Below are 26,324 nucleotides of genomic sequence, written 5' to 3'. Positions count from 1 at the left end.
CTTTTGTAGCATGGGGCCGTTTGGCTGGGTAGGCGGTCACAGGGACAAAATAGGGACGTAGCCGAAAAAAAGCCCACCAGGGGTAACTGGTGGGCAAAACAGCAAGAAACCGGTCCCTGATCCTTAGTCGGGTTTGCGCTGGAGCCTGTGCATCGCATCTTCACGCAAGTAGTCGATGCTGCTGATTAAAAAATCGTATAGGGCAAGCAGTTGGCTAGGGTTATGCCGGGCAGTGGCATGGATAATGTGTTGCGCTGCGTGTTCCATATTAGCGATCAGACGTCTACATCGCTCCTGATTGGGGTAGAGGTTGGTCATGCGTCCATCGCGAGGGTGTGGCTTGCGGGTCAGATAACCCGCCTGTTCCAGCCGGGTAATCAGGGCGTGGGTACCACTGGGACTCAGGTGCAGGAGCTGGGCCAGTCTGCCCGGTGACAAGGGTTTGAGCTCCAGCACGAATTCCAGTGCCTTGTATTCGTTCAGGCTCAGGCCTGCTTCTTGTGCCAGTTCATGCTTGTTGGCTTCCATATAGACATCGAACTGGCGCACCATCATGCGAACAATGTCCCCGCGCATATGCCCTGACAGCACCGTATCCGAAGGATCGGCGTCGATCCAGGTCCTTGTCAGTGTCTGTTTATCTGGCATACGCACGCATCCTTAATGTGGTGCACCACCCAGCAGGCCGCTGACCAGACCAGTGACGGGGGCCAACAAACCGCGATGGGCTGCTGTTGTTGCGGAGTTGTTCGCAGGTAGTGATGCCTGCACGTTATTGACCGGGCCCGCCGAGGCATTGCCTAGCAAGCCTGTCACCAGGCCGGTGACAGGCGTCAACAAACCATTGTTGCTGTCTGCCGTATTGGGCAAGCCGCCTGCCAGCCCACCGCCAGGCAGATTACCGACTGGAGCCAGCAGGCCGTCGTTGCTTGTGTTGGTGTTGAGCAAGCCCCCGCCCGTAGCGTTGACCAGGTTGGTGACGGGGGAGAGGAGATGTGCGTTGCCGGGACTGTTGCTCGTCAGACCATTGAGCAGCCCGCTGTTGACAGTAGCTTGAAGTCCACCGTCTTGGAACAAAGCATCCGTTGCATGGGCCAGGCTGCCGCTTAGAGCATTGAGTGTGTTGCTAATGGAGTAGGGGTTGTCCGGATTGTTTCTGACCAGGTCGCCCACGTTGCCAACAGTGTCGCTAACGCCGTGGAGTAATGATCCGGCAGCTTGCCCTGCATGAAAGGGGAGGGGAGTGTTCGCAAGTTGTTGGCTCAGTTCGTCAATACCCTGCTCCGCCGTATTCAATATTGGTTTTACGATTTCGTCGGTGACATCGCCCCTGTCGATTGCACCCATAACGCGGTCTTTCCAACGTTCTAGTTGGGCAACATCCACGTTAATAGCACTCATCAATTTGCCGGCGTCCCGTACTGGTTCCTGCAGTCCCAGCGGAGCGATATTATCCACTGCCAGGCCAATATTCCCCAGGCTCGTCGCAAGTCTGTCGGATGCTGGCGAGTCCAGATTGCTGGCACCCACGATATCGGCCTGTGCGCTTAGTGAAACCAGGCTTGCTGTCAGTCCGAGCAAAATGATCCTGCTGGAAGCTAAACGTGTCTTTGTAATCATGACTGACTCCATCTATGAATTAGGGGCGCTCTGATTTTTCAGACTGAGATGAGCTAAGTTCTGGGGTTAAGCAATGAGGCCGTGCAGGCCCCATTTGCCCGCCTTGTTTAGCGAGGGTTGCCCAGCCAATCACCGAGCAGCCCGGTTACAGGGGCCAGCGGGCCGCCATTGACGGTGTCTCCATTTCCATTCAGACCGGCAAGGACATTCGTGACGGGGGCAAGCAGACCATCGGTGGTCCCCGTATTCAGGTTTGCCGGCGAGGCGGGATTGGGTGATGGGGCTGACAACAAGGGATTGCCTTGAAGCAAGGTATCGGTCGCTGATGTAATTCCGTTCGTGCCGTGTGCTAGTAAAGATACCAACGAGTCTGTGTCTCCTGGGCCTGGGTAGAGCACGTTGCCAACCCTGCCTACAGAATGAGTCTGATCTTGGGTGTTTCGCCGCGTAGAGTTGACAATGTGTCTGGAAGCACTTTCACGACTGCTCACCCTGTTTGTCAGTAACGGCCCGTCCAGAAACAAGGTTTCGGTAGTTGCGGCAAGGCCGTTGGTCGCAGATCCCAATATGGGCGTCAGGGGATTAGGCTCATCTGGAACGTCGTAGAGCAGGCCGCCTGTGCTGAGAACGGTATCACCTACGCCATGAAACAGCCTGGATGCGGCTTGTCCTGTTTCCAAGGGCAAGCCGATAGCAGCGACTGTGTCACCTAGGGAGTGTATTTGTCCGTGTGCCAGTTGTAGTGCAGGGCTTAGTACCGGCTCCGGCGGGATCAGGGCGTGCATTTGATTGTGTACGGTTTCAAATACCACCTCGACATCGACGTAGTCGAGAACGGAGGTGTCCAGCTCCTGACCCAATAGCCTTGCAGTTTGCTGCAACTCAAGAGGGAGGAGGTTATCAACCGCCTTCCCAATATTGCCCATGCTGGTTCCGAGTACCTCGGCCTGTGCGTTTATTGAAAACAGGCTGGCTGTCAGGCTGAGCAAAATGATCTTGCTGGATGTAAAACGTGGCTTTCTAGTCATGACTTACTCCAACTGGTGATCAGGCTTGCTCAGCCATTTCACGTAGAAATGAGGGGCATGCTGGGGTTTAGGGATGGGGCGTACTCCGCCCCATCCTCTTGCTTAGCGAGGGCCGCCCAGCAAACCACCCAGCAGTCCGGTTACTGGTGCGAGTAGGCCGCCATTATTGGTGCCCGCAGGGGCTTCCCCACCAGTATTCGTGTTGCCAGTGGCGCCGCCTAAAAGCCCACCGACCAAGCCGGTAACAGGGGCCAGCAAGCCACCGTTGGCGGCATCACCACCACCTAGCCCGCCGGTCAAACCACCGACCAGGTTGGTAACAGGAGCCAGCAAGCCACCGTTGGCGGCATCACCACCACCTAGCCCGCCGGTCAAACCACCGACGAGACCCGTGACAGGGGCCAGCAAACCACCGTTGGCGGCGTCACCACCACCTAGTCCGCCGGTCAAACCACCGACCAGGTTGGTAACAGGGGCCAGCAAGCCGCCGTTGGCGCCCTCACCATCGCCCAAACCACCTGTCAGGCCGCCGAGCAAATCAGTAACTGGTGAGAGCAAACCACCGTTGGCAGCATCACCACCACCCAAACCACCCGTCAGCCCACCGGTCAGGGAGGCGACGGCTTGTGTCGCGTGATTCAGGGTGTTGCCCAGCGGGTTGGTATTGCTGTCAGTTTGGTGGACCAGCCCTCCGACCGAGGCAACGGCCTGGCCCAAGTGCCCGACGACACCGCCCAGACCCAGTGGGGCGGCGCCATCAATTTGCGTACCGACATTACCCAAGGCACTTCCTACGCCGCCCAATAGGGCATTGATGGGCTGGCCAATACCTAGGCCGTCACCCACTTGTTGAGTGACATTGGTCACCGTGGCACCGACAGGAGCGACCACGGTATCCAGGGTTTCACCGACATTGCCCAGGATGGGGTTCAGGCCCACAGGCAGAATGTTGTCGACGGTTTGGCCCACGTTGGCAAGGGAAGGCTCAAGAATGGGGGCGGCATTTGCACCGTCCAGCAAGCCACCCAAACCGAGTTGACCTGTGATGGGGTGCAACAAGCTGCCTTCGCCCAAGAGGGAGTCGGTCAGTGCCGCAACGCCACCGGTGGCGTGACCCAGCACGGCGGTCAATGGATTAGGGTTGTTGGCGTCAGCATGCAGCAAACCGCCTGCACTGCCCACCGCGTTGCCCAATCCCGTTAAAAGACCACCGACGCCTTGGCCCAGATTCAGGGGCAGGCCACTATTGCCCAGTTGCTCACCCAGATTGGTCACAACGCCACCTACTTGTTGTGTCAGACCATTGATGGGTTGACCCAAGCCGGTTGCACCGCCAATTTGTTGAGTCAGACCCGTTGCCGTGTCGACGACAGGGGCAACCACGGTGTCCAGTGTTTTGCCCAGTTTGCCACCGGTATCTTGCAAACCGACTGGCAGGACATTGTCGACGGCTTCGCCTACATTATTCAGTGTGGTTTCAAGTGGGCCAGGAGTGTGAGGATTCCCACCGTTGTCACCGCCGCCGTTGTCACCGCCGCCGTTATCGCCGCCACCGTTATCGCCACCGCCGTTATCGCCGCCACCGTTATCGCCACCGCCGTTATCGCCGCCACCGTTATCGCCGCCACCGTTATCGCCGCCGCCGTTATCGCCACCGCCGTTATCGCCGCCACCGTTATCGCCACCGCCGTTGTCACCGCCGCCGTTGTCACCGCCACCGTTGTCACCGCCGCCGTTATCGCCACCGCCGTTGTCACCACCGCCGTTATCGCCGCCGTTACCAGGCCCACCCGTGCCTGGGTTGGTGGGGGTTTCTCCACCGCCACCACTACTGCCGCTGCCCCCTCCTAATAAGCTGCCGCAGGCGGTCAAGGTCAAGGTACTGGCCATCAAGGTGGCCAGGAGTGTCAGGCGTAGGCCTGGTTTCTTGCTGTCTGTATTTTTATGCATTGCTTGCTCCAATAAATGATCGGGTTACTTGCTTGCTTCCTGATTTTGTTAGAAGCAATTTCCATGCCAATCTATTGGAATCGTGCTAGGCCGCATGTTCTTTGGATTTGATGCAAAGTACGTAAAAAAAAGAGGGCTATTTGTTACGGGTTTTGGGTGGAACATGTTACGTAACAAAAGAAGAACCGCTGACAAGCAGCGGTTCGGTAGGGGTAAAGCGGGGTGCTTAGGAACTGCGTGGCACCAAGGCCTTGGCATCCAGCCAGGTTTTGGTGTTCTGTCTGAAGGTGCTCATGCTGTCGACGAGAAAGTCGTACATGGCAATCAACTGGGCTGGGTTTTGATTCGCTGCCGTGTTGATGGCTTGATTAATGGCACGCTCTTTCACCGCCAAAACTTCGCGACACTTGTCCATCACGGGGTGCAAGGCAATCACGCGTTTGTCCAGAGGGTGACGGCCACGCGTGATGTAACCGCGGTGCTCAAGGCGATTGATCAGGGCGCTAACACCACTGGCACTCAAGTCCATCAAGTGTGCTAACTGGCCGGTGGGCAAGGCATCGAACTCCATGATGTATTCCAAGGCCTTGAAGTCGTTCAGGGGCATGTTTGCCTCTTCGGCCAGGCTGGCTTTCAGGGCTTCCGCGTAGATGGTGAATTGACGACCCAGCATCTTGCCCAGATCCATCAACATTTTTTCTGACAGCATGCTGTGCTCATGGTTGTGCGAGGACCAGTTGGAGCGGGCACTGGCGCTCTGTGCGCCAGGATGACGGCTCACTGGTAAATTGACCGGGTTCATGACTTTATTCATCATTGACGGCCGCCTCCCAGCAGGCCACCGAGCAAGCCGGTTACGGGCGCGAGCAAGCCGCCGTTGGCTTGTCCACCGCCGCTGGTGTCGGCATTTGCCTGCACGTTAACGCCGCCAGTCAATCCACCAACCAGGCCACCGACCAAACCGGTCACAGGTGCCAGCAAGCCGCCACTGGCCTGACCTTCGACCGCTGCTCCACCGCCAATCGAAACACTGCCTGTAATGCCGCCCAGAAGGCCGGTCACCGGAGCCAGCAAACCGCCGTTGGAGGCGTCACCCCCCGTCAGGCCACCCGTTAAACCGCCAACAAGGTTGGTGACAGGGGCCAGCAGCCCCCCATTGGTAGCCTCTCCACCGCCCAGGCCGCCGGTCAAGCCACCGACCAGGTTAGTGACGGGTGCCAGCAATCCACCGTTCGCGCCCTCTGCACCGCCCAGGCCACCCAACAGTCCGGTCACAGGTGCCAGCAGGCCACCGCCTTCACCGCCTGTGATGCCACCTAGTCCGCCCGTCAAGGAGGCGACGGCTTGGGTGGCGTGATTCAAGGTATTGCCCAAGGGGTTGGTGTTTGTATCGGTTGCGTGCAACAAACCGCCTGCCGAAGCCACAGCCTGCCCCAGATGTCCTACGACACCGCCCAGGCCAAGAGGTGCGGCATTGTCTAATTGATTACCCACGTTCCCTAAGGCACTCCCCACACCACCGAGTAAAGCATTGATGGGTTGGCCAATCCCTAGACCACCCCCCACTTGCTGAGTCACATTGGTGACGGTGGCAACGACAGGTGCCACCGTGTTATCCAGGGCGCCACCCACGTCACCCAGAATCGGGTTCAGGCCCAGCGGCAGAATGTTGTCCACGGTTTGTCCAACATTGCCCAGTGCCGGTTGCAGGATGGGCTCGCCGCTGCCCGCCAACAAGATCCCGTCCAGGCCCAGTTGTGAGGTCAAGGGGTGCAGCAGGCTGCCTTCACCCAGCAAGGAACCGGTCAGCACTTCTACACCTTTGGTTGCATGGTGCAGGGTATTGCCCAGTGGATTGGCGTTATTGGGATCGTTAACCAGCAAGCCGCCAACTGAGCCCACGGCTTGGCCCAGATGGGACAGCAGGCCGCCAGCACCTTCACCGAGATTCAGGGGAAGGCCTGTCTGACCTAACTGCTCGCCCAGATTGGTCACGACGCCACCGACTTGATTCGTCAGGCCGTTGACGGGTTGGCCCAGTCCAGTCACGCTGCCGACGGTGCGTGTGGTATCTGTCACGATATCGGTGACGGGTTTGAGTGCGCTATCCAGCGTCTTGCCCAGTTGATTGCCTGTTTTGCTCAGGTTCAAGGGCACTACGTTGTCGACTGCCTGGCCTAGATTGCCCAGCGCATTTTGCGTCAGGCTCGTGTCCTTGCCGCCGGTATCCCCACCCCCGTTATCGCCACCGCCATTGTCCCCGCCACCATTGTCGCCATCGCCGGGGTTGGGCAGATTGGGATCAACAACAGGTGGGCGAACGGATATATCCAGACCATCGCGTACCCCGCCGCGCGAGGAGCAGCCGGCCAAAACGGCGGCGCTGATAACTAATGTAGCGACAACGGCGCGTTGCAGCGTGCGTTGGGTCGAGGCGTTTCTTGCTGAATTCCTTGCTTTCATGTCTGACTCCGATCTGAAGTGTGAGCACGCCCTCAAGGGGCTATTGATAGACATGAAGCAAGTAGCGTGCCAAATTTCTATGATTGTGATTTATTTTGCTTTTATGGTTTTTAATCAAGGGGTTGCGTTGATTTTTTGTTTTCTTTTGACGTGGTGTTATTAGGCGTTAAGGCTTGTTTACGCTTTTGGAAGGCTGTTTTTACGGGGTGTTCCGTTCCTGTTACGTAACGTTTTTCGTAACACCTGAGCCCGAAATTCGTTGGAATGCAAAACAAAAAAGGCCATCTTGTGATGGCCTTGGGGGGAATGAAACAGTCACGGTGCGCAGGGGCCGTGTTTAAAAACCGTCGTAGAAGAACAGGAAGTTAGTGTTTAAACGTAGCTTGCGTTCATCGGAGTTAACCGGCAAATCGCCCAGTGGTTTGGCGACGTTGATGTCAAACAAGTAATGCTTGTTATTGGACAGTCGTACCCCAATTGCGGCAGAGCGCAGGTTGCGGTTGTTATAGCTGTTGAGTCGGTCCAGGTTGTACCAGGCACGCGCCCAGTCATAGGCGATATACGGCTGGATGTTGTTGAGCCAGGTGGATGAGTTGGTGAAGCGTCGGTTGATTTCCAGCGTGGCACCTATGCCTTTGTCTCCAGCCAGCTCGCCTTGCGGATAGCCATAGCCATGTCGCCAGGCGCCAAAAGATATCTGTTCGGAGTTCGGTAAGACGTTCGAGCTGTACTGACCGCTGGCTGAGAAACTCATGCCGAACTTGCCCGGTAAAGCCAGGTTCTGTTTGAAAGAGGCCGTCCAGCGGGTGAAGTCCAAATCCAGATCCGATTCGGCATCACGTTGTAAATAGGTGTTCAAGGATTTGCGGGCACCCATCGCATCCAGACCTTTATACACCCCGAAATTGACCTCGCGCGATTGTCGTGGCGAGGCATCGGTATAGCGCAATTCGGCCTTCAGGGCGCGTACGTCCGTGGTGTTTTCAATCCAGACATTATCCAGCGTTTTGTGGGTGTAATCGTCCAGGGAGCGGCTGGCATAAAAGCCTGCTGTGCCTTTAAGGCTGCGCTGATTGTTCAAAATAAAGGGGTAGCTGATCGCCGCCCCGATACGTTCGTTGATGACCTTACGGTTCCAGCCCTGGCTTTCCAGCACTTCGTCGCGTGGCTCGGAGCGGTAGTGATAACCATCAATTTCCAGGTTCAATCCATTACCGCTCAGAGGAATGGTCAGGTTCCCGCTGACATACTTTACGTCTTCGGAGCGGGTGGGGATGGCAGCGGTCAGCTTCAGTTCTTCGCCCAAGGGTGTCAGGCTATTGGCGCTCAATTGCACCAGAGCCTGCTTGCTGGAACCCATTTCTGCGACACTGGCGTGGGCGTCGAAGGATTTGTGCTGTGCATTGATGAGCAGCTCCGAAGCCCCATCGGTGCGTACGGGCATGTCCAGCTTGGGGTCTATTTTCAGGCCAGGGACGGTACGCAGCAAATTCATGGTGCGTTCCAGCGTGCGTTGGGTAAGCGGTTTTTCATCCACCATGGCCTGGGCAATACGTTCGATGCGAGCCTGACTGCGACCTGGATCGCCTTCAATACGAACGCTGCCTACATGGCCTTCCACCACCGTGACCTTGATGTGTCCTTGCGCGAAGTCCTGCTGCTGCAAGATGGCAAAGGACAGGGGGTAGCCGTGTTGCTGATACAAGGCGGTGATCTTGTTCACCTCGTTGATGAGCTGGGCAAGGCTGAGTGTTTTGCCGGCCAGAGGTTCCAGAATGGCGGTGATCTGCTCAAAAGGAATGCTGCGACTGCCGCTGACATCAAAGCTGCGCACTACTACTTGCAACTGTAGCTGTTGCTGCAATTGAGTCTGGGCTGCTGCGGGCGGAATGTGTAAAGAGGGAGCGCGGCTGCTGGGTGTAGGTGCATTAATGGGCGGCAAAGAGTCAACCGGGTTCCCCCGCAAGGGGGCGTCCGCCCAGCTTTCTGAACCCGTCGTGGCCAGACCCAGACATAAGCCCAAGCCGATAATCATGCCGGGATTTTTTTTTCTGAGCAGGGTCGGTGACAAGTGGTGCTTGAGATTCATGTTCATTAATGAGTATTCGCTAGAAATCGGGCGCTTTTTTCTACTGTGCCGTAGTTTATCTTCACTGTCACTTTTTGGTGTTTGAAAGCGAGGAATTCCTTCTTGCTGCTGTAAAAGGCCTTAACTATTACATTCTGAAACGTAAAAAAAATAGCCCTGATTTAGCTCGTTAGCGAACAGTCCTTTATCGCTGTATTCAGGCTTACTGTAGCGGTTGCGGGTTTTCCCTTGCAGGTGGCAATGCATTGAAAAAAAATCGCTTTCTTTCAAGTAATTAAAGTTGAGTTTCTGAGGCTCTCCAACTGCGTATCACTTCTTTTCTTGTTTCATTTTGAAATGATAGAAACAGTAACAATAACAATATTTGACACAATTATGGTAAGTAAAAGTTTCAAATTAGCTGTTTTTTGGCCTTTTTTTATAAGAATTTGGCTGTTGTAAATGCACAATCATGCGTTTTTCGTATCTTTGAGCTAGAATTCGTTTGTGTATTCGACAGTTGTTACACGTAAACCCTAGTAAAAACATAGACATACCTGGGTTTAAGATGATTTCATCTGGAAAATACAAAAATTGATAACAGTTAGCAGTGAAAGTTGGCAAAGTGTTGTGCCCCGAGGGGCCTCTAGCCCTCGCTATTGAGGGTGATTTTTTCTTTTTAAATGGGGACAGTCATGAAGACTCAACTTAAGCAATTTTGGAACGATGAAGACGGCGCAACGGCTATTGAGTATGGCCTGATCGCAGGGCTGATCGCGGTGGCGATCATTGCCGCTTTGACAGCACTTGGTACGGATTTGAAGGGCATGTTTGCCAAAGTTTCAAACGCTCTTAAGGATGGCACTCCTGCTGCTGGCGGCGAGACGTCCAGTTCATAGTTTGACTTTGTTTGAACATCAGCCAATTCAAGCCTGGCTGTGCCTTTTAGCTTGAATGGCTGATGCTTATGCTTGTTTTAATAAGCCTTTCTTTTATTTTTATTCTGTTTTTCTTTTCCGTTCAGATTATCTATAACGATCTGAGATTACGGAAAATCCCTAATTCCTTATTAGTTTTTTATGGTTTAGCGGTTCTGCTGCATAAGCTTGTTGTCAGTTTGTCTTATGGCCTTCCTTTAGGATGGGTGGCGGGCTGGGGGGACTCCCTGATCGGTTTTTCAGCCGCCTTGATCCTGTTTTATCCGGTCTGGATATTACGTTTGATGGGCGCAGCCGATGTAAAGCTGATGGCGGTGCTGGGGCTGGCTTTGGGGTGGAAAGAGGCCGGCATGGTGGTGTTGTTTGGCACGGTACTGGCCGGTTTGCATGCCTTGGTGCTGGTGCTGATTCCATCCTTGGAACGTAAATATGGATTTGCTTTGCCGGGAACCCGAGTCAAGGCGCGTAGTGTGCCTTTAGGGGCCTGGTTATCCCTTGCAACAATGGGGTGGGTATGGATTCAAAATCAATAAAGCCCCCACGAGAGGGCCAATTAGCAACACGGCGTGGCGTCATTAAAAAGCACCAACAAGGGGCTTACGCGCTGGAGTTTGCATTGGTCTTTCCTTTGTTGTTTCTCTTTATGTATGGCTTGCTGACGTTCGGTTTGATTATGACCGCTCAGCAATCTTTGAATTTTGCTGCCGAATCTGGTGCCCGTGCTGCCCTGATTGAACCAGGGGCGGGGCCGGGAGGCCCTCTGCTTAGTCAGGACCGTTTGCAGGCACGTGTGGATCGGGCCAAGGCAGTGGCTGCTGATCAGGTGCAGTGGCTAAGCAATTGGGTGGGTAGTGAGCATGTACGCATCTCCACGGATTTACACAGTGAAGAACTGCGTGTCGGCATTGTGTACGACTATCTACAAGCCCCGCTGATTCCCCGTTTCGCTCCCGATACCTTGTTTGCCTTGGTCGTGCCTGAGCAATTAAAGGGCAAGGCGCAGATCAATTTGTTGGTTGCGGGTGAGGTGGGCGCCACGGGAGGCACGCCATGACTCGCGCAGCGCCGTTCTTTCCGGCCGCACAGCGCCAGCAAGGTGTTGCAGCCATCGAGTTCGCCTTGATGGTGGGGATGTTGTTGCTGATCTTCAGCGGCATCATCACGTTCAGCTCCTTGTTTTTGGCCAAGCAGAAAATGAGCCATTTGGTCGGTGACCTTTCCCGGCAAGTGACGATGAACGTCAAAACTGTGGATCAGATTGCGCCCTTTGTGGATGACGTACTGGAGAAAGAGTATGGCAAGGGCCAAGCCAAGGGTGATGCATTTTTGCACTGGTTTGGTGATCTTAGCGCGGATGTTCAATCCCAGGCTTGTGCCTCGGAGCCTCTATACGATTGCGCCCAGCTCTCTCTGAAGCTGGATATTGAACCTGGAATCCTTTCTAAAACCCTGGATCTGCTCAGCTCTGAAGAAGATCAGACAGATCCTGAAGATTATGTGCGCAGCTTAAGCGCCAAGACATTACTCGTACTACGGAGACCACATTAATGAGCGGCATTATGAAGGGGGCGGCAGTCCTTTTATTGCTGATCGCAGCCGTACTGGTTGCGTTTGCCTTGTACCTGGGAATGAAGCCCAAACCCGAGGTGGTCCAGCCGGTAGTCAGCACGCAAAGCGCAGAACCAGCGGTGAGCTTGCAGGCGGTGGTCTTGGTCAAACGAGATATGAAAGCCGGGGAAACCTTGCAGGCTGATGCGCTGGAGCTGGCGCAGTGGCCAGCCGCTCCCGCTCAGTCTTTCAATAACCTGGAGGCCTTGACTGGCAAAACCTTGCGTTTTGATCTGGGCCAGGGCCAACCCGTGCTAAGCAGCTTTATTGCTAAAAGCTTGGCCACGTATCTGGAAGATGGCGAGCGGGCTGTCACCATTCCCATTGACGTGATTACCGGCGCCAGCCATAGGGTGGAGCCGGGCGATCTGGTGGATATCTTCATTACCTTCAACAGCGGTAACGAGGTCAATGACACACAAGCCCGTTTGTTGATGCCACGGGTGCGCGTGCTGGCCTACGGTGGCGCTTCACTGTCCGGGCCGGATCCGGCAGAAGCCAGCGCCACTACCAATCGTGCCGAAACCCAAGCCCGCCATGCCATGGTGGCCGTCCCTGTGGAGTCGGTCAATGAGCTCTTGCTCGCTAGCCGCGGCGGTAGCCTGCAACTGGTCTTGCGTGCTCCCAAGGACGAGAACCTGCCCGATGCTTCTTTGTTTCCCGAATTTGCGGGCTTGATCCCGGCACGTGCTGGGCTGGACGCGGATCAGCGCGATGCCTTGAAGTTGCCGGAAAACCGTGCCATGGCGGGCTTGGGCTTGCGTGAATTTGCAATCAGTCAGACGGAAAAAGAACAGGTGCAGGCACGAGCCAAAGCCAGTGGCGAGCCGTATGCGGCGCCGCCGCGCCGCACGGAAGTTATCCGCGGAGGCCGTTTAGAGGTCATTCAGTATTAAGCAATACAGAGCTTGTTGTGGGGACGGGTCAGCCAGCTTGTGGGGGTTGACGGGAAGCGACGCAAGGCAGCATGGATGAAACACATGAGACAGAAAATCAAAAAAGCAGTTCTGGGTTTGGGGTGCTGGTACGCGCTCTGCTTGTCGGGACTGGCACCGGTGCCCGTCATGGCGCAAACGACGCAGGCCAGCGCCAGTCAGAAGGTGATTCGCCTGGTGGCGAACGATCAGGATATCTTGCGCTTGTCGCAAGTCCCGCAACGGGTGGCGATCAGCGATGAGAGCGTGGCGGATGTGCAGATTCTGTCTGCGTCGACCGGACAGCGAGGCGAGGTTCTGTTGATTGGCAAGCGCGCAGGCACGGCGGATTTGCGTGTCTGGATGCCGGGTCGCGCCAACCCGGATCGCTGGACCATTGAAGTGAGCAGCCAGGTGCAGCAGCAACTGGCGCAATCGGGCAGCCCCCTGTCTGCACAGATCTCCAGTGCCGGGCAGCAGTCCTTGATTACAGGTAGCAGCCCCTCTTTGCTGGACCATCAAAACGCCATGGCCGCAGCGCGTTCCGGTGCCGGCCCGGATGCCGACGTGCTGGACCTGTCCGAGGTCAGCGCCAGTGGCATGGTGCAGGTAGAAGTCAAAGTGGTGGAAGTCTCCCGCGAAGTGATGAAGGACATTGGCTTGAGTGCCAATGCCATTGGCGGCAAGCCCTGGTCGGGCGGAGTGAACCTGTTGCCTCAGGCTTTAAGCGGTGGCTTGAGTTTGGCTTATAACTCGAGCAACTTCAGTGCGGCCTTGAATCTGCTGGAACAAAACGGCTTGGCCCGTGTGCTGGCCGAGCCAACCTTGGTCGCCATGTCCGGCCACAGCGCCAGTTTTCTGTCCGGTGGCGAGATCCCTATCCCCAGTTCGGGCGGTTTGGGCACGACCACAGTGGAATACAAACCGTTTGGTATCGGTTTGACGGTGACGCCGACGGTGCTGTCTCCCGAACGTATTGCCTTGAAGGTTGCCCCTGAAGCCAGTGATCTGGATTACTCACGTGTGGTGGAAATGCCCGGCGGCGGTGTGATGCCTTCTTTGCGTACCCGCCGCGCCGATACCACGATCGAGCTGGGTGATGGTCAGAGCTACATCATCAGTGGCCTGGTGTCGCGCCAAACCGCCGCTGCTGTCAAAAAGATCCCTTTCCTGGGGGATTTGCCCATTTTGGGTAGTTTTTTCCGCAATGTGCAGTACAGCCAGAAAGAACTGGAACTGGTCATTGTTGTTACTCCCCGCCTGATCAAACCTATCCAGAAGGGCGCCACAATTGCCTTGCCGGGTGGTCGTCAGGAAAAGCTGGATGATGCCCCCAATGCCTGGGGCTACTTCTTGCTGGGCCGCCATGGTTACGAGCAGATGCCGGGGTTTTCGCGCTAAGCGTGTGGAGTGGTGACGTGCAACGATACCGGGAATATCTCTTGTGTACAGAGCACCCCGAGCTGGCTGTGATGATCAACACGGCAGCCGCCGGGCTGCTGACGGTAAGGGCAATTGAGCCCACGACCGAGAGTTTGCGCCGGGAGCTGGCCAAGCAAGCGGAACCTTTGGTGTTTTTTGATTTTGTGCATGGACAGCATGAGGATGAAAGCGGGCCGGTCATGACTTTGGTGCGCAGCCTGGCGCGGCTCGATGCCAGTGTGCAGCGTGTGGCGGTGGGACGGGCATCGGTACCAAAGGGGCCCGTGAATGCCTTGCGTGCGGGTGCCAATGAGTTCTTGAGCCTGGATACGAGTGAGGACCTGCATCATCAATTGCAGGTACTGATAGAAAAATTGGGTCAGGCCCAGCACAGCCCTTTGTTGGACAAACCGTTTCGCAGTGTTTTGTTGATGGGGGCGCGGATCGGCGTCGGTTGCAGTACCGCTGCCAGCAGTCTGGCCTGGCTCTTGCAGCAAGAGATGAATCGCATGGGCAAGGAAGTCCGCGGTGTGTCCTCGGCCAAACCTTTGCCGGTTGAGCTGGTGCCGCTGACCGAGCGTGTGGGCTTGCTGGATCTGGGCGCGCCCACCGGAGATTGTGCTTTGTACATGGGCTTGGGCTCGGATTTTGATTTTATTCAGGCTGCCTCGCAGCGTCATCGCATGGACGACACCATGCTGCACTCGGCGCTGGCACAGCACAGTAGCGGCTTGAACCTGCTGTCTTTGCCAGCCGATGTGAACACCTTGAATCAGATCAGTCTGGAAGATTCGCTGGGCCTGTGCAGTTATTTGCGTGAACGCATGGGTTGTCTGGTGATTGATGCCGGTGGCTTTCCTAATCCGCGCTTTCTGGTGGAACTGGAGTCGCTGGTGGATGAGGTGCTGGTCGTCACTGATCAAAGCATGGGTGCCCTGGTGTCCCTGGCCGAATTCATGGCCTTGCGTGCGCAGTTTGATGCGCTGGCCAATGTGCGTCTGGTGGTCAATCAGTTTGATCCGGCTTATGGCTTTTCGGCGCAGGCCATCGCAGAGCGTTTTGGTCTGGAACTGGCCGCCGTGCTACCGGATCGGCGTCTTGGGCATATGCGCAGCGCCGGACTGGGCAAGATTTTGGTGCAAGTAGATGAGAAGGACCCGTATACCCGTGCCATGCAAAGTCTGGCATCAGGTCTGACGGGACGCAGGCAGGGGCTGTCACAAAACAAGGTCAGTACGGTTTTGGGACGGTTTAAATTCAGGTTCGGGGGCTGAACAGGCCCAAGCATGGAAAAGTAAAGCATGAACAATACTTCATTGCTCGGTGGTCGTCCCGACCTGATTCAGGTTCGGGAGCAGGCCCATGAACATTTGCTGGCTCGCATCGAGGAGTTGGGAGCCGAGTTTGGCCGCTGGACACGGCAGGCCATACAGGATTTTGTGGGCATCGAGTTAGCCAGTTTTGTGCGTTTGAAACGGGTGCCTGTCAACGAACAGGAAGTGCGCGAGATTGTGCAGGCGCTGACTCGTGAGCTGGCGGGTTTGGGGCCTTTGGAGGATCTGCTGGAAGATCCTGGTGTCGAAGATATTCTGATCAACGGCTACGACAAGCTGTTTGTGTCGCGCGGTGGCGTGTTGGGCCAAGAGCCTAGTGGGTTTACGGATGACCAGCACGTGCTGCGTATCGTGCGCCGTATTCTGGCTCCCTTGGGGCGCAGACTGGACGAGTCGGTCCCGATGGTCGATGCCCGCTTGCCCGATGGTGGCCGTCTGAACGTCGTCATTCATCCTCTGGCGGTGGATGGCCCCATGGTCTCCATCCGTAAGTTCCGCAAGGACCCGCTAAAGCCTGAAGACCTGATGCGTTTGGGGGCGTTTGACGAGCCGGTGGACCGACTGCTGCAAGCCGCCGTGAAATCGCGCTGCAATATTCTGATCTCTGGCGGAACCAGCTCCGGCAAGACATCCTTGCTGAATGCCTTGGCTTTTTATATTCCCAAAACCGAGCGTGTTGTGACCGTGGAAGATACGGCTGAGTTAGCCTTGAACCACCCGCACGTCGTGCGTCTGGAAGCGCGTCAGGCCGGGTATGACGGCAGCGGCGAAATCTCGATTCGTGAACTCTTGCGCAACAGCTTGCGTATGCGTCCGGACCGAGTGGTGGTGGGTGAGGTGCGGGGTGCCGAGGTGATCGACATGCTGCAAGCCATGAATACCGGCCATGAAGGCTCCATGGCCACGATTCACGCCAACTCGCCGCGCGAATGTGTGTATCGAGTGGAAATGCTGGCCGGTTTTGCCGGGTTTCAGGGCAGCGAGGACAGCTTGCGTCGGCAGATAGCCAGTGCGCTGGACTTCATTATTCAAATTGGCCGTTTGCCCAATGGCAAGCGCCGGGTGTTGTCCATTACCGAAATCACCGGCATGGGCGATGGCGTGATTGCCATGCAGGAGCTGTATCGCCACGAGTCCTATGTGCTGGACGATGGCTCTGAGCAGGATCGTTGGGTCAGCCTGGGCATTCATCCGCATACCCGCAAGTTGATGCAGTACCGCGATCAACTGGCTAATGAGCAGGTTCAGGCCCAGGAAAATACCCCTAAAGAGGGAGGTGGCTTCTGGGATTGGAGACGCTAAATGATGGCTTTGTATATCGCATTGGCGGCTGTGATTCTGATGCTGGGCGCTGTGCTGCTCTGGGCCAAAGGCGCTCAGCGTCAGCAGGCCCAGCGTTCAGCGCAGGTGCTGGAGCAGCAACTGGCGTTGCGTCCGGCAGTACAGAGCAGTGTGCGAGCACAGCCCAGCCCCCAGGATGCCTGGTTGGGTGCGCCCAAAGGTTGGCGGGAGTTCATGCTGCGCACCGGCATTCAGCCGTCACAGCGTTTTTATCTGACCCTTTTGCTGTGCATTGTGGTGCCGCCTGCCGTATTGCTGGCCTTGGTTGGCCCCGTGGCGGGGATAGCCATGCTGCTAGCCACTGTACTGGGCGCCTATACCTTTCTGTGGTTTCGTAGCGATAAGCGTCACCGCAAAATCGTTTCGCAGATTCCGGACTTTCTGGATCTCATGGTTCGCTTGATCACCATCGGCAACAGTATGGGTGCCGCCTTTTTGAATGCGGCTGACAATACGCCGCAGCCTTTGGGGCAGGTGTTGCAGGATGCCAATTCTTTGCATCGGTCCGGCCAGGATCTGGATGTGGCCTTGCGTGCCGTGTCGCGTCAGCACGGATTGCATGAGCTGTTTCTGGTGGCTGCCGTGATCAGTGTGGCCATGCGTTTTGGTGGTCGCAGTGATCAGACCATGGAGCGTATGGCGGGCTTTATGCGTGACCGGGAAAACGCCCGCAGCGAGCTGGTCGCTTTGTCGGCCGAGGTGCGTCTGTCCGCCTGGATTCTGGCTTTATTGCCGATCCTGATCGGTGTCTACATTCTGATTTTCAATAACGAGCTGTTCCTGACGATGTGGAACGACCCGGTGGGTTTCCGCATGCTGTTGTTCGCAGCGGTTTTGCAGTGTGTGGGTTGTTATTGGCTGTATTGGATGGCACGCAATGTCTAGGAGCAAGACATGATGGCCTTGGAAGCACAAACTGTTCTGGTCTGGGGAGCCGTGGCTTGCGCGCTGGCTGGCCTGATTTTGTTTGCCTTGTGGTTTCACAACCATTGGCAGCAGCGTCAGCAAGCCATGCGTTTAAGCCAGGTGGTCGATGAGCGCCTGAAAGGCGCGCCGCATACGACGCAAGCACCTAGCCAGTCTCGTCAGACGGTCGAACAAATCAAGATGCAGGCGGGTAGCCTGGGAGAGCGTTGGCTGAAAGGGCGCTTTGGGTCCAGCCTGCTTAGCGAAGAAGACCGCGTGCTCATCATGAATGCCGGCTTCAAGCATATTGATGTGGCGCGGCAGTACTTCGTCTTGAGTCGAGTGGGGTTGAGCATTGTCTTGATTGTCCTGTTCAGCTTGCTGCCCCTGACTCGCAGGCTGAATGAGTACGTGCCGTTTGTGTCCGTGTTTCTTGGCTTTGCTCTGGGCTGGATGCTGCCCAAGTGGTGGCTGGCACGACGGGTCTCGCAGCGTCGTCTGCGTATCGCTGCCGAGTTGCCCCTGTTTGTGGACTTGCTGCGTTTGCTGCAAGGCGTGGGCCTGTCCATGGACCAGACCTTGCACACCATTGAGCGCGAGTTCCATGACGTGATTCCCGTGATGGGTTCAGAGCTGACCATTGCGGTCGAACAATACGCCCGTGGCCGTACCCGTGAGCAGTCCTTGGAGCGGATTGCCAGCGGCTTTACCAATGAAGATCTGGCCGTGATCTGCCGCCTGATTGTGCAGGTGGACCAGCACGGTGGCGCGATGCAGGAGCCCTTGCATCGTTTCGGCGTGCGCTTGCGTGAGCAGCGTCGTCTGGAGATGAAAGCCAAAGTGGGCAAACTGACTGTCAAGATGACGGGCGTCATGGTGCTGACCTTGTTGCCTGCCTTGTTGATTATTACTGCAGGGTCAGGTTTTCTGGCCTTGTTCCGTGGCTTGAGCCAAGTGGCCGGAGGATGATTTTAATGAAAACATCGATATGGATTCGTCCCGTGATGCGCTGGGCTGCACTGGGTTTGAGCAGTACCTTGCTGGTCGCGTGTTCCACCACGGATTCGGCTTACGAGCTGGTGCGTCAGCAACAGGAGCAGGAAGCCTTTTTGCAGAGCAAGGAAATTGAGCACTGGGAAAAGCGCAAACCTACCGATAAGCAGATGGCGGTACGCATGCTGCAAGAGACACAAAAGCAGGGACGTTACTTTGCTTCTCTGGCGTATGCCGAGGCCATGGAGAAAGAGTACGGAACGGATCCCGAGGTCATGGTGTTGCGGGCTGAAGCGCAGCGTCAAACCGGGCAGTTGGAACAGGCTGCGCACACGTTCAAGGCCCTGTTGAATACACCAGTGGCCGGGAGGGCTTATCAAGGCTTGGGTTTGATCGCTGGCTCGCAAGAGCACTTTGATCAAGCCGCCCATTTTCTGAAGCAGGCCGCTCAGCAAGACCCGACGAATGCGATTGTCCAAAGCGATCTGGCTTATGCCTACTTGCGTTCCGGTCGCCCTCAGCAAGCACGTCTGGCTTTGGGCAAGGCCGCAGAACTGGCCCCGGACAATCCCAAGATACTGAGCAATATGGCCTTGTATCTGCTGGTTAGCCAGGAGACGCAACGCGCCGGTTTTGTGATGCAGCAGGCGGGTATGGATCCGGCCACCCAGCAAGCCATTGTGCAGATGGCCGAGCAAATTGGGCAGGAGCTCGAACAATTGCACGCACGTCAGCAAATGCAGAAGCACCAGGAGCGGCGCATGGCGGCGGCTGCACAGCAAGAGCAGGCCAGAGCTCAGGCGGTGGCCTTGGGTTCAGCCCCCTCGGTGGCAACGGATCAAGTGGTCCTGAATCGATCTGCTCAGCCCCAGCGTCAGGTCGTGGCTCGTCCTGCTCCTGTTGTGGTTTCCTCCACCCAAGCGGGCTTGAACCGACCCTTGCTCGAGAGCCTGGGACCCGCGCCCTCGTCAATGAATTGATTGCCGTTTTTTCAAGGATATCGCAATGAACCGATCCCGCATTTTGGCCTGCTGCACCTTGTTGATGGCCAGTAGTGCCTGGGCGCAGACACAAGCTCCGCTGACTGGAACCATGGTTTCAGGCACCCATACATACCCGGTCAGCACCAGCCCGGCAACCGCCAGCAATCAAGGCGTGCCTACCCCGGCGGCGCCAACTGCAGCAACCACCACGCCAGCCGAACGACAGCCTTACGAAAAGTACCGCTTGAGCGATAAGGAAGTACACCCTTGGCCTGAAGTGGAGGGCTTGCCTGTGCATGTACAGAACGAGCGTCGTCATATTCCACCACGTATCGAGGTCGGCCCGGATACCCGCAGCCTGCTCAGCATGCAGGCCGATCCGGACCGGGAAGGCAAGGTCTTGCCTGTACACGGTGCGGCAGCCAATCTGGTTTGGGAGCGTTATTTGAACAGCTTCAAGCACCCCATTCCCGAGTACATGAAAGAACGCATCAAAACAAACAGTAGTGATTAAGGCCTAAAGGGCTGGAGCGGGCCAGGAGAGCAAGATGAAATGGGGAATAACTCGAACCCAGAACGAGCAGGCGCACAAGCAGCAAGGTTCCATTATTGTGCCTGCGGCCGCGGCTTTGCTGGTGGGGCTGGTGTTGCTGGGTGCGGCGCACCTGGGGCATAACTTCCATGTGAAGCGGGGGTTGCAAAACGCGGCCGATCTGGCTGCCTTGGCGGGGGCGCAGGCCCTGGGTTCTGGGGATACCTTGGGCTGCCAGCAAGGTGAAAACATGGCCAGGTTCAGCCTGCGCAGCCAGCCTGATTCACCTGCGGCGGGTTTGACGGGCGATGGTGCCAAAGTCTTTTGTGGTCAATGGAACAGCAGCCACAGTGATCCGGCCCAGCGTTTTGTCTCTGCCTTGCCCGCTGATTCGGTGCGTGTGCACTTGAGCTATCAGCCACCTTCCTTGTTTCCCTTCTTTACTTCCTCGGTGATTGAAGCGGTTGCCACGGCCAAGAACAGCGAGCCGGTTGCCACCTTTTCCGTGGGCAGTCGATTGCTGTCCTTAAAACGTAATGGTTTGGTCTATAACCTGCTGCGCGGCGTGGGTCTGCGCCCGGACCAATTGACGGTGCTGGACTCGGCTGGTCTGGTCAATGCCAAGATTACGCCTTCTGGTTTGTTGAAAGCCTTGGGATTGCCAGCAACGGTTATTGCCGGTGTCGGAACGCCACAGGAGCTGGCGCGACTGGAGCAATTGACCTTGGCCGATTTGCTCAGCGCCAGTCTGGATTTGCTGGATCAGCAAAAAACACTGGGTCTGGATGTCGGGGCCTTACAAGATTACATTCGCTTGTTGCTGGGCGTCGGCCCCCTGGATTTGCCGGTCAAGTTGCTGGGGGACGGCGGTATCCTGGCCCTGATCAATGGTGTGGATCCCCTGTCGGCTTTGAATGTGAACCTGGACGTACTGCAATTGGTCAATACGGGTTTGGTGGTTGCCAATGGCCAGAATCTGATTGATCTGAACCTGACGGCGCTGCCAGCCGGTTTGACCGACATGTTCAATAATGCCCTGGATTTGCGAGTGCGGATTGTGGAGCCGCCCAGTATTGCCATGGGCGGGGTAGGCACGAAAGCGAACTCGGCGGGTGTACGTGTTTATCTGAATCTGGATTCATCCAAGATTCCCTTGGCAGGCCCGATTTTGAAAGTTCTGGGAACAGAAATAAGCCTGCCGGTCATTATCGAGTTATCTCAGGCCTCCGGTGAGCTGGTTAATGTCTGCCGTGCGCCGATTGCCGAGAATCAGGCCACCATAGCGGTCAGCTCCTCCTTGGTGAACGTGTGTCTGGGCAAGTTCCCGCATTCGGATTTCTTCTCGACCAGCAATAGCTGCAAGGATGAGTCCTTTGGGGACATTCAGCGTCACCGCGTCATTAACGTGCTGGGTATTTTGCCCCTGACGGCCAAAGTGACCTTGCCTCTGATTGATACCAAAAATCCTGTTCACGTGACGCTGACCGCGCCTCCGGGTGAGCCCTCGGAGGCAACGGTCAATGCCACTCAACTGGACTTGTCCCGTAGTGTGCGTCTGCTCTCTGATGCGGTTCTTTCCGGCATTCTCGGTGATTTGTTGAACACCCCATGGAGTGGTGCTTCCGGCAAGCGTACGATGGCAGAGAGTCTGGTGGGAGATGGATACGGCCGCTCCGTGTCTGAGGTGGTTAACGAGATGAACTGGTCCAAGGAACGTATGGATCAACTGGCCCGCACCATGAGCCAGAATGGCTTGATTGGTGTGTTGGGCGGCACCCTGGGCTTTGTTGATAATCTGCTGACCACGCTGCTGGGGGCGCCCTTGAGTGATTTGGCCTGCGTGATCGGTGGCATTGGTGGTCAGCAAGCGATGCGTGAGTGCCGGACAGGGGCGGTAGAGGTGCTGGTCTTCAAAGACTCCAACCTGGTCGGTGCTGTATTAAGTTTGGTTGTCGCTTTGTTGGATCCGGTATTGCAAGGCTTGAGTGCTCTGCTGGAGGAGTTGTTAAAGCTGCTGGGCTTGAGTCTGGTCGAGGCTGACGTGAAACTTCATGATGTGCAGTGCGGTACTGCCTATCTGGTGCAATAGGGCGGGAGGCGAACACAGTCATGAGTACCAGCTTTATGGGTAATGAACCTGTCTTATACGTCTGGGAGGGCAGCTCCGATCTAGTGACGCGTGCCGAGCGCGCCATGGAACCCAGTTCGATAGCGGTCATGCGTGTAGAGCCTTCGCTGGTGTTGGATGCCGAGCGTTATCCCACGCGTCATGCGGTTGCTTTGGTGTCCGTCAGCGTGATGGCCCAAGGGCGGTTCGAGCAACACCAATGGCTGGTCGAGCATGCGATTCCGGTAATCTGGGTCGCCTCGGAGGACCGGGGCTACGACCCACGTTTTTACCCGTCGGCTTATTCCTATACCTTGCCGCTTTCTTTCAGTCAGGCCGAGTTGCGAACTCTGGTTGCCAAGCTGGCCGGTCTGGCTGCACAGGTCGAGCGTGAGGGGCAGGGTGGCCCTCAGCCTTTAGTTGCCGTCTCGCCTGTGATGCGAGCCTTGATTGCCGAGGCGGATATGTACGCCGATAGCGGGGCCAGTGTGCTGATTCATGGTGAAACTGGCGTGGGCAAAGAACGCATTGCCCAACTGTTGCACGAGCGATCTTCGCGTGCCCAAGGCCCTTTCGTTCCGGTCAATTGCGGGGCAGTACCTGAGGGTTTGTTCGAGGCCCATTTTTTCGGCCATGCAAAAGGGGCTTTTACAGGTGCGATTGGTGCCCATAAAGGCTATTTCGAGCAGGCAGATCAAGGCACCCTGTTTCTGGATGAGATCGGGGATTTGCCCTTGCATCAACAGGTCAAACTGCTGCGTGTGTTGGAGCAGCGTTGCGTGACGCGCCTGGGGTCGACGCAACAGATTCCGGTCGATTTTCGTATGGTGGCGGCCACCAACAAAAACCTGTTGGGGCTGGTGCAACAAGGCCAGTTCCGTGCAGACCTGTATTACCGCCTGGCTGTGGTGGAGCTGCTGATTCCGAATCTGGAGCAGCGTGGCTCCCAGGAAAAAATCGCCATTTTTTGCGCCTTGCTGGAACAGGCCCTGGAGTGCGACGTCGAGGACATTCCCCAATGGGTGCTGGATGCGGTGGGCAGCATGCGCTTTAACGGTAATGTGCGCGAGTTGGCCAATCTGGTCGAGCGTGTTGCTGTCATGAGCAAGCAGTTCGGTGCCTGGGAATCGGTGCAGTTGCGACAAGTGCTGGAACGCTTTAATGCCCCTGTTATGGCACCAGCCTTGGCCTTGCCTGACGATGCGCCTATTCTGGAACGGCCCGAGCCAGCCATCAGCCTGAGTGCGCAGGAGCAGGAAGAGCGTGCCCGCATTATCAATGTTCTGGATACGCAGAACTGGCGACGTCAGGATACGGCTGCCGTATTAGGGATTTCTCGCAAAGTCTTGTGGGAAAAGATGCGCAAATTCAACATAAAGGCACAAGATGCGACGAGCCGCGTTTAGAATACGGGCTGATTCTGTGTATCAAGCTAAACACAAAAAATTGATTATCAAGGGATGGGTATGGTGAACCATAGTCACAAGACGGCGGTGTTGCTGTCCTTGGGAGGACTTCTTTTATTGTCAGGGTGCAGCTCGATGTCTTTGGTACAGGAGCCAGAGCGGCCCGTAGTGGCACAAACTCAGGAGCAAGATGTCCAGGAAGTAGCGCCTGTTGCCCCGCCAGAGGTAGCCCCAGCACCCGCAGCGGCTCCGGCATACCAGAACACCACCGTGGCCCAGTTGCAGCAGTTGATTCAGGCCCGTGCGGTGCAAGAGTTGCGTACCGCCTATAACGGTCGTTTTGGTGCCAGCTTGCTGTTCTCTGCCGAGAGCATGACGTATTACGTGGCCCTGTTTCAGCAGCGCGAGTTCTGGCGTGTGTTCAAGACCACTGACGAATCCCTGGCCGAGCGCATGTACACCCAGTACCGTCAGGACACCGTAGACTATGCGGCCGCGGATCTGGAGCGCATCAAGCTGCAGGCCGAAGTGGCCGATGCTGAAAAGCAATTGAATGAAAGCGCAGACCAACTGACTGTGTTGCAAAATGATCTGGCTTTGCAGCGTCAGCAAGAAGCGTTGGCCATTGCGCAGCGTGAACAGTCTCGCCGTGAAGCTCATGCTCTGGCTGAACAGGAACGCGAAGCCCGTGAGCAGTTGCGTGAATTGCAGCGTCAGATCAAGGAGTTGGAGAAGCAGCGCGCTGGGATGTTGCAGCGTCAGAAAGGGCGCTGATGGCTTGAAAGGCTCGATGAAGAACCCGCAGCAGTCTTGCGACTGTGCGGGTTTTTTTATGTCGGAAGGGGGACTTGGCTGACCTTGTGCATTTGTCCTTCGTGGTGGCCGGATGTTGACTTCTAGCCCCATCGCCAAGCAAAAGGTGGCTGCTTAGCGCGACAAGTACCGCATCGCCTCTTCCAGCCCTGCGCTGGTAACCGGGTACATATGGTCGGACATCAGGTTCTGGATGATGGCGATGGATTGGCGGTAGGGCCAGTAAGCCTGCGGCTCGGGGTTGAGCCAGGCGATGCGGGGCCAGTGGTCATTGAGCCGTTGTAGCCAGGCCGCGCCGGTTTCCTTGTTGTAGTGTTCGACAGAACCTCCTGGAGCCATGATCTCGTAAGGACTCATGGTGGCATCGCCCACAATAATGATGCGCCAGTCCTCGTTGTACTTGCGCAGCAAATCCCAGGTTTCCAGTCTCTCGCTTTGGCGGCGTGAGTTGTGCCGCCATACCGATTCATACACACAGTTATGGAAGTAGTAGGCCTCCAGGTGTTTGAATTCGGAACGTGCCGCCGAGAACAGGGATTCGACCTGGGCAATGTGGTCATCCATGCTGCCGCCTATATCCAGCAGCATCAGCACATTGACGCGGTTTTGTCGCTCGGCCTGCATGTGCAGGTCCAGCATGCCCGCGTTGCGAGCCGTCTCGCGTATGGTGCTGTCCAGATCCAGTTCGGTGGGGGCGCCTTGGCGGGCAAAACGGCGCAGGCGTCGTAATGCCATCTTGAAGTTGCGTGTGCCCAGTTCCTGCTGGTCATCGTAGTCCACGAACTCGCGCTTTTCCCAAACCTTGATGGCCGTACGGTTCCCCGCAGAAGGGCCGCCGATACGGATACCTTCGGGATGATAGCCACCATGTCCAAATGGGGATGAGCCGCCGGTGCCGATCCACTTGCTACCGCCTGCATGCCGTCCTTGCTGCTCTTTCAGACGCTCCTTGAACATTTCCAGCAGTTTTTCCAGACCATGCTTTTCCAGTGCGGCTTTCTGTTCCGGGGTCAGGTTACGCGTCAGGGTTTTGCGTAGCCAGTCTTCGGGCAGGGTCTTGTCCTTGGCCAGTGCTTCAAGCTGTGGCTGATAGAACTCGCCAAAGGCCAGGTCAAAGCGGTCGTACAAGGTTTCGTCTTTGATCAAGACCAGTCTGGACAGATGATAGAAATCGTCCAGTGTGGGCGGCATGATGCCTTTGCACAGGGCATCCAGCAGTGTCAGGTGTTCCTGGATGGAAACCGGCAGGCCACGTTCGCGCAGGTGGTAGAAGAAATCAAGCAACATGGCCGTGCTGCCTTAATGTATCCAGCAAGTGGGCGCGGGTGTCGGGCCACTCGCCTGCCATCAGGCTGTAGAACATCGTGTCGCGTATTGTCCCGTCACGGCGCACGGCATGGTGGCGAACCCGCCCGTCAAAACGTGCGCCCAGGCGGGTGATGGCTTGCTGGGATTTGAAGTTCAGGTGGTCAGTACGCCAGCCTACGACGCCGGCTCCCAAGGTCTCGAACGCATGTTGTAGCAGGAGCAGCTTGGCCGCGGTATTGACGTGGCTGCGCTGGGCGCTGCGTGCGTACCAGGTGTAGCCGATTTCCAAGCGGGCCACTGGCGCAACAATGTCGTGATAGCGCGTGGTGCCGACAGCTTGGCCTGTTGTCAGGTCCCGCACCAGAAAGGGCAGCATATGGCCTTGCTCCAGGCCGTCCAGCGCCTTTTTTACATAGTCCTGGGCCTGGCCGGGGGCGGGTACGCTGGTCACACGTATATTCCAAAGTTCGCCATCGGCAGCGGCCGCTTCCAGCAGGGCAACATGCGCCAACTGCAAGGGTTCCAGACGCACGCCCCATCCTTCTAGCGTCAGAGGAGCCAATGGCTGGGAGAAAGCGTTTGTTTGCATA

At 56.5% G+C, this 26,324-nt stretch carries 24 protein-coding genes; 15 read left to right on the top strand and 9 right to left on the bottom strand.

What is annotated here, in order from left to right:
• Positions 1-123: 123 nt before the first annotated feature.
• The 7 genes from ACDI13_RS03820 to ACDI13_RS03790 all read right to left on the bottom strand — a co-directional run bounded on the left by ACDI13_RS03820 (position 124) and on the right by ACDI13_RS03790 (position 9,150).
• On the bottom strand, positions 124-648 hold the full coding sequence (locus tag ACDI13_RS03820; protein WP_316989564.1) for a helix-turn-helix domain-containing protein: 525 nt from the start codon (positions 646-648) through the stop codon (positions 124-126).
• A gap of 12 nt (positions 649-660) precedes the next feature.
• Complete coding sequence (locus ACDI13_RS03815) at positions 661-1,620, bottom strand: hypothetical protein (protein ID WP_316989563.1); 960 nt, start codon at positions 1,618-1,620, stop codon at positions 661-663.
• A gap of 107 nt (positions 1,621-1,727) precedes the next feature.
• Positions 1,728-2,648: a hypothetical protein gene (locus ACDI13_RS03810; protein ID WP_316989562.1), complete on the bottom strand. Its 921-nt coding sequence runs from the start codon at positions 2,646-2,648 to the stop codon at positions 1,728-1,730.
• A 102-nt stretch (positions 2,649-2,750) separates the two neighbouring features.
• Positions 2,751-4,598: a collagen-like triple helix repeat-containing protein gene (locus ACDI13_RS03805; protein ID WP_372372729.1), complete on the bottom strand. Its 1,848-nt coding sequence runs from the start codon at positions 4,596-4,598 to the stop codon at positions 2,751-2,753.
• A gap of 226 nt (positions 4,599-4,824) precedes the next feature.
• A complete protein-coding gene (locus ACDI13_RS03800) occupies positions 4,825-5,415 on the bottom strand; it encodes a MarR family transcriptional regulator (protein WP_316989560.1) in 591 nt (196 codons plus the stop codon).
• Positions 5,412-7,061 (bottom strand): collagen-like triple helix repeat-containing protein, encoded by a 1,650-nt coding sequence (locus ACDI13_RS03795; RefSeq protein ID WP_316989559.1) that lies wholly within the window; start codon positions 7,059-7,061, stop codon positions 5,412-5,414. The genes ACDI13_RS03800 and ACDI13_RS03795 overlap by 4 nt, the downstream gene beginning before the upstream one ends.
• A gap of 337 nt (positions 7,062-7,398) precedes the next feature.
• Positions 7,399-9,150, bottom strand: coding sequence for a ShlB/FhaC/HecB family hemolysin secretion/activation protein (locus tag ACDI13_RS03790; RefSeq protein ID WP_372372727.1), 1,752 nt, complete (start codon positions 9,148-9,150; stop codon positions 7,399-7,401).
• A 674-nt stretch (positions 9,151-9,824) separates the two neighbouring features.
• Between ACDI13_RS03790 and ACDI13_RS03785 the strand changes: the two genes are divergently transcribed.
• The 15 genes from ACDI13_RS03785 (at position 9,825) to ACDI13_RS03715 (ending at position 24,387) form a co-directional block, all read left to right on the top strand.
• Positions 9,825-10,028 (top strand): Flp family type IVb pilin, encoded by a 204-nt coding sequence (locus tag ACDI13_RS03785; RefSeq protein ID WP_316989557.1) that lies wholly within the window; start codon positions 9,825-9,827, stop codon positions 10,026-10,028.
• A gap of 62 nt (positions 10,029-10,090) precedes the next feature.
• On the top strand, positions 10,091-10,600 hold the full coding sequence (locus tag ACDI13_RS03780; RefSeq protein ID WP_316989556.1) for a prepilin peptidase: 510 nt from the start codon (positions 10,091-10,093) through the stop codon (positions 10,598-10,600).
• 110 nt (positions 10,601-10,710) lie between these two features.
• Entirely contained in the window at positions 10,711-11,121 is a 411-nt protein-coding gene (locus ACDI13_RS03775) for a pilus assembly protein (protein WP_372372724.1), read from the top strand.
• Positions 11,118-11,615 carry a pilus assembly protein gene (locus ACDI13_RS03770; protein WP_316989554.1) on the top strand — a complete coding sequence of 166 codons (498 nt, stop codon included), beginning with the start codon at positions 11,118-11,120 and terminating at the stop codon, positions 11,613-11,615. The genes ACDI13_RS03775 and ACDI13_RS03770 overlap by 4 nt, the downstream gene beginning before the upstream one ends.
• On the top strand, positions 11,615-12,571 hold the full coding sequence (gene cpaB, locus ACDI13_RS03765) for a Flp pilus assembly protein CpaB (protein ID WP_316989553.1): 957 nt from the start codon (positions 11,615-11,617) through the stop codon (positions 12,569-12,571). The genes ACDI13_RS03770 and cpaB overlap by 1 nt, the downstream gene beginning before the upstream one ends.
• 84 nt (positions 12,572-12,655) lie before the next feature.
• Positions 12,656-13,990 carry a type II and III secretion system protein family protein gene (locus ACDI13_RS03760; protein ID WP_316989552.1) on the top strand — a complete coding sequence of 445 codons (1,335 nt, stop codon included), beginning with the start codon at positions 12,656-12,658 and terminating at the stop codon, positions 13,988-13,990.
• Positions 13,991-14,007: 17 nt separating this feature from the next.
• Positions 14,008-15,285 (top strand): pilus assembly protein CpaF, encoded by a 1,278-nt coding sequence (locus tag ACDI13_RS03755; RefSeq protein ID WP_316989551.1) that lies wholly within the window; start codon positions 14,008-14,010, stop codon positions 15,283-15,285.
• Between the two features lie 27 nt (positions 15,286-15,312).
• Positions 15,313-16,647 (top strand): CpaF family protein, encoded by a 1,335-nt coding sequence (locus tag ACDI13_RS03750; protein ID WP_316989550.1) that lies wholly within the window; start codon positions 15,313-15,315, stop codon positions 16,645-16,647.
• Positions 16,648-17,571, top strand: a complete 924-nt coding sequence (locus ACDI13_RS03745) for a type II secretion system F family protein (RefSeq protein ID WP_316989549.1) — start codon at positions 16,648-16,650, stop codon at positions 17,569-17,571.
• Between the two features lie 9 nt (positions 17,572-17,580).
• The gene (locus tag ACDI13_RS03740) at positions 17,581-18,561 is read left to right on the top strand and encodes a type II secretion system F family protein (protein ID WP_316989548.1); all 981 of its coding nucleotides are present in this window, start codon (positions 17,581-17,583) and stop codon (positions 18,559-18,561) included.
• Between the two features lie 5 nt (positions 18,562-18,566).
• Positions 18,567-19,565 carry a tetratricopeptide repeat protein gene (locus ACDI13_RS03735; RefSeq protein WP_316989547.1) on the top strand — a complete coding sequence of 333 codons (999 nt, stop codon included), beginning with the start codon at positions 18,567-18,569 and terminating at the stop codon, positions 19,563-19,565.
• Between the two features lie 25 nt (positions 19,566-19,590).
• A complete protein-coding gene (locus ACDI13_RS03730) occupies positions 19,591-20,082 on the top strand; it encodes a DUF3613 domain-containing protein (RefSeq protein ID WP_316990923.1) in 492 nt (163 codons plus the stop codon).
• 34 nt (positions 20,083-20,116) lie between these two features.
• Positions 20,117-22,189, top strand: a complete 2,073-nt coding sequence (locus tag ACDI13_RS03725) for a pilus assembly protein TadG-related protein (RefSeq protein ID WP_316990922.1) — start codon at positions 20,117-20,119, stop codon at positions 22,187-22,189.
• A gap of 20 nt (positions 22,190-22,209) precedes the next feature.
• A complete protein-coding gene (locus ACDI13_RS03720; RefSeq protein ID WP_316990921.1) occupies positions 22,210-23,613 on the top strand; it encodes a sigma-54 dependent transcriptional regulator in 1,404 nt (467 codons plus the stop codon).
• A 135-nt stretch (positions 23,614-23,748) separates the two neighbouring features.
• Positions 23,749-24,387, top strand: coding sequence for a DUF2968 domain-containing protein (locus ACDI13_RS03715; RefSeq protein WP_316990920.1), 639 nt, complete (start codon positions 23,749-23,751; stop codon positions 24,385-24,387).
• Positions 24,388-24,540: 153 nt separating this feature from the next.
• Here ACDI13_RS03715 and ACDI13_RS03710 read toward each other — a convergent pair whose 3' ends face one another.
• Positions 24,541-25,713 (bottom strand): VWA domain-containing protein, encoded by a 1,173-nt coding sequence (locus ACDI13_RS03710; RefSeq protein WP_316990919.1) that lies wholly within the window; start codon positions 25,711-25,713, stop codon positions 24,541-24,543.
• Positions 25,703-26,323 carry a GNAT family N-acetyltransferase gene (locus ACDI13_RS03705; RefSeq protein WP_316990918.1) on the bottom strand — a complete coding sequence of 207 codons (621 nt, stop codon included), beginning with the start codon at positions 26,321-26,323 and terminating at the stop codon, positions 25,703-25,705. Before ACDI13_RS03705 ends, ACDI13_RS03710 begins: the two co-directional genes overlap by 11 nt.
• Between the last annotated feature and the right edge of the window lies 1 nt (position 26,324).

Source organism: Alcaligenes faecalis (assembly GCF_041521385.1).
Taxonomy (GTDB): Bacteria; Pseudomonadota; Gammaproteobacteria; order Burkholderiales; family Burkholderiaceae_B; genus Alcaligenes; species Alcaligenes faecalis_E.
Note: the sequence above shows the minus strand (reverse complement) of the source record. Positions and strands in the feature narration are given on the sequence as shown.

Coding starts and splice junctions, on each gene's coding strand:
- ACDI13_RS03760 (WP_316989552.1), top strand. CDS start 12,656: ATGAGACAGAAAATCAAAAAAGCAGTTCTGGGTTTGGGGTGCTGGTAC.
- ACDI13_RS03720 (WP_316990921.1), top strand. CDS start 22,210: ATGAGTACCAGCTTTATGGGTAATGAACCTGTCTTATACGTCTGGGAG.
- ACDI13_RS03780 (WP_316989556.1), top strand. CDS start 10,091: ATGCTTATGCTTGTTTTAATAAGCCTTTCTTTTATTTTTATTCTGTTT.
- ACDI13_RS03820 (WP_316989564.1), bottom strand. CDS start 648: ATGCCAGATAAACAGACACTGACAAGGACCTGGATCGACGCCGATCCT.
- ACDI13_RS03810 (WP_316989562.1), bottom strand. CDS start 2,648: ATGACTAGAAAGCCACGTTTTACATCCAGCAAGATCATTTTGCTCAGC.
- ACDI13_RS03730 (WP_316990923.1), top strand. CDS start 19,591: ATGAACCGATCCCGCATTTTGGCCTGCTGCACCTTGTTGATGGCCAGT.
- ACDI13_RS03725 (WP_316990922.1), top strand. CDS start 20,117: ATGAAATGGGGAATAACTCGAACCCAGAACGAGCAGGCGCACAAGCAG.
- ACDI13_RS03785 (WP_316989557.1), top strand. CDS start 9,825: ATGAAGACTCAACTTAAGCAATTTTGGAACGATGAAGACGGCGCAACG.
- ACDI13_RS03715 (WP_316990920.1), top strand. CDS start 23,749: ATGTCTTTGGTACAGGAGCCAGAGCGGCCCGTAGTGGCACAAACTCAG.
- ACDI13_RS03745 (WP_316989549.1), top strand. CDS start 16,648: ATGATGGCTTTGTATATCGCATTGGCGGCTGTGATTCTGATGCTGGGC.
- ACDI13_RS03805 (WP_372372729.1), bottom strand. CDS start 4,598: ATGCATAAAAATACAGACAGCAAGAAACCAGGCCTACGCCTGACACTC.
- ACDI13_RS03775 (WP_372372724.1), top strand. CDS start 10,711: ATGTATGGCTTGCTGACGTTCGGTTTGATTATGACCGCTCAGCAATCT.
- ACDI13_RS03735 (WP_316989547.1), top strand. CDS start 18,567: ATGAAAACATCGATATGGATTCGTCCCGTGATGCGCTGGGCTGCACTG.
- ACDI13_RS03790 (WP_372372727.1), bottom strand. CDS start 9,150: ATGAATCTCAAGCACCACTTGTCACCGACCCTGCTCAGAAAAAAAAAT.
- ACDI13_RS03710 (WP_316990919.1), bottom strand. CDS start 25,713: ATGTTGCTTGATTTCTTCTACCACCTGCGCGAACGTGGCCTGCCGGTT.
- ACDI13_RS03795 (WP_316989559.1), bottom strand. CDS start 7,061: ATGAAAGCAAGGAATTCAGCAAGAAACGCCTCGACCCAACGCACGCTG.
- ACDI13_RS03770 (WP_316989554.1), top strand. CDS start 11,118: ATGACTCGCGCAGCGCCGTTCTTTCCGGCCGCACAGCGCCAGCAAGGT.
- ACDI13_RS03750 (WP_316989550.1), top strand. CDS start 15,313: ATGAACAATACTTCATTGCTCGGTGGTCGTCCCGACCTGATTCAGGTT.
- ACDI13_RS03800 (WP_316989560.1), bottom strand. CDS start 5,415: ATGATGAATAAAGTCATGAACCCGGTCAATTTACCAGTGAGCCGTCAT.
- ACDI13_RS03705 (WP_316990918.1), bottom strand. CDS start 26,323: ATGCAAACAAACGCTTTCTCCCAGCCATTGGCTCCTCTGACGCTAGAA.
- ACDI13_RS03740 (WP_316989548.1), top strand. CDS start 17,581: ATGATGGCCTTGGAAGCACAAACTGTTCTGGTCTGGGGAGCCGTGGCT.
- cpaB (WP_316989553.1), top strand. CDS start 11,615: ATGAGCGGCATTATGAAGGGGGCGGCAGTCCTTTTATTGCTGATCGCA.
- ACDI13_RS03815 (WP_316989563.1), bottom strand. CDS start 1,620: ATGATTACAAAGACACGTTTAGCTTCCAGCAGGATCATTTTGCTCGGA.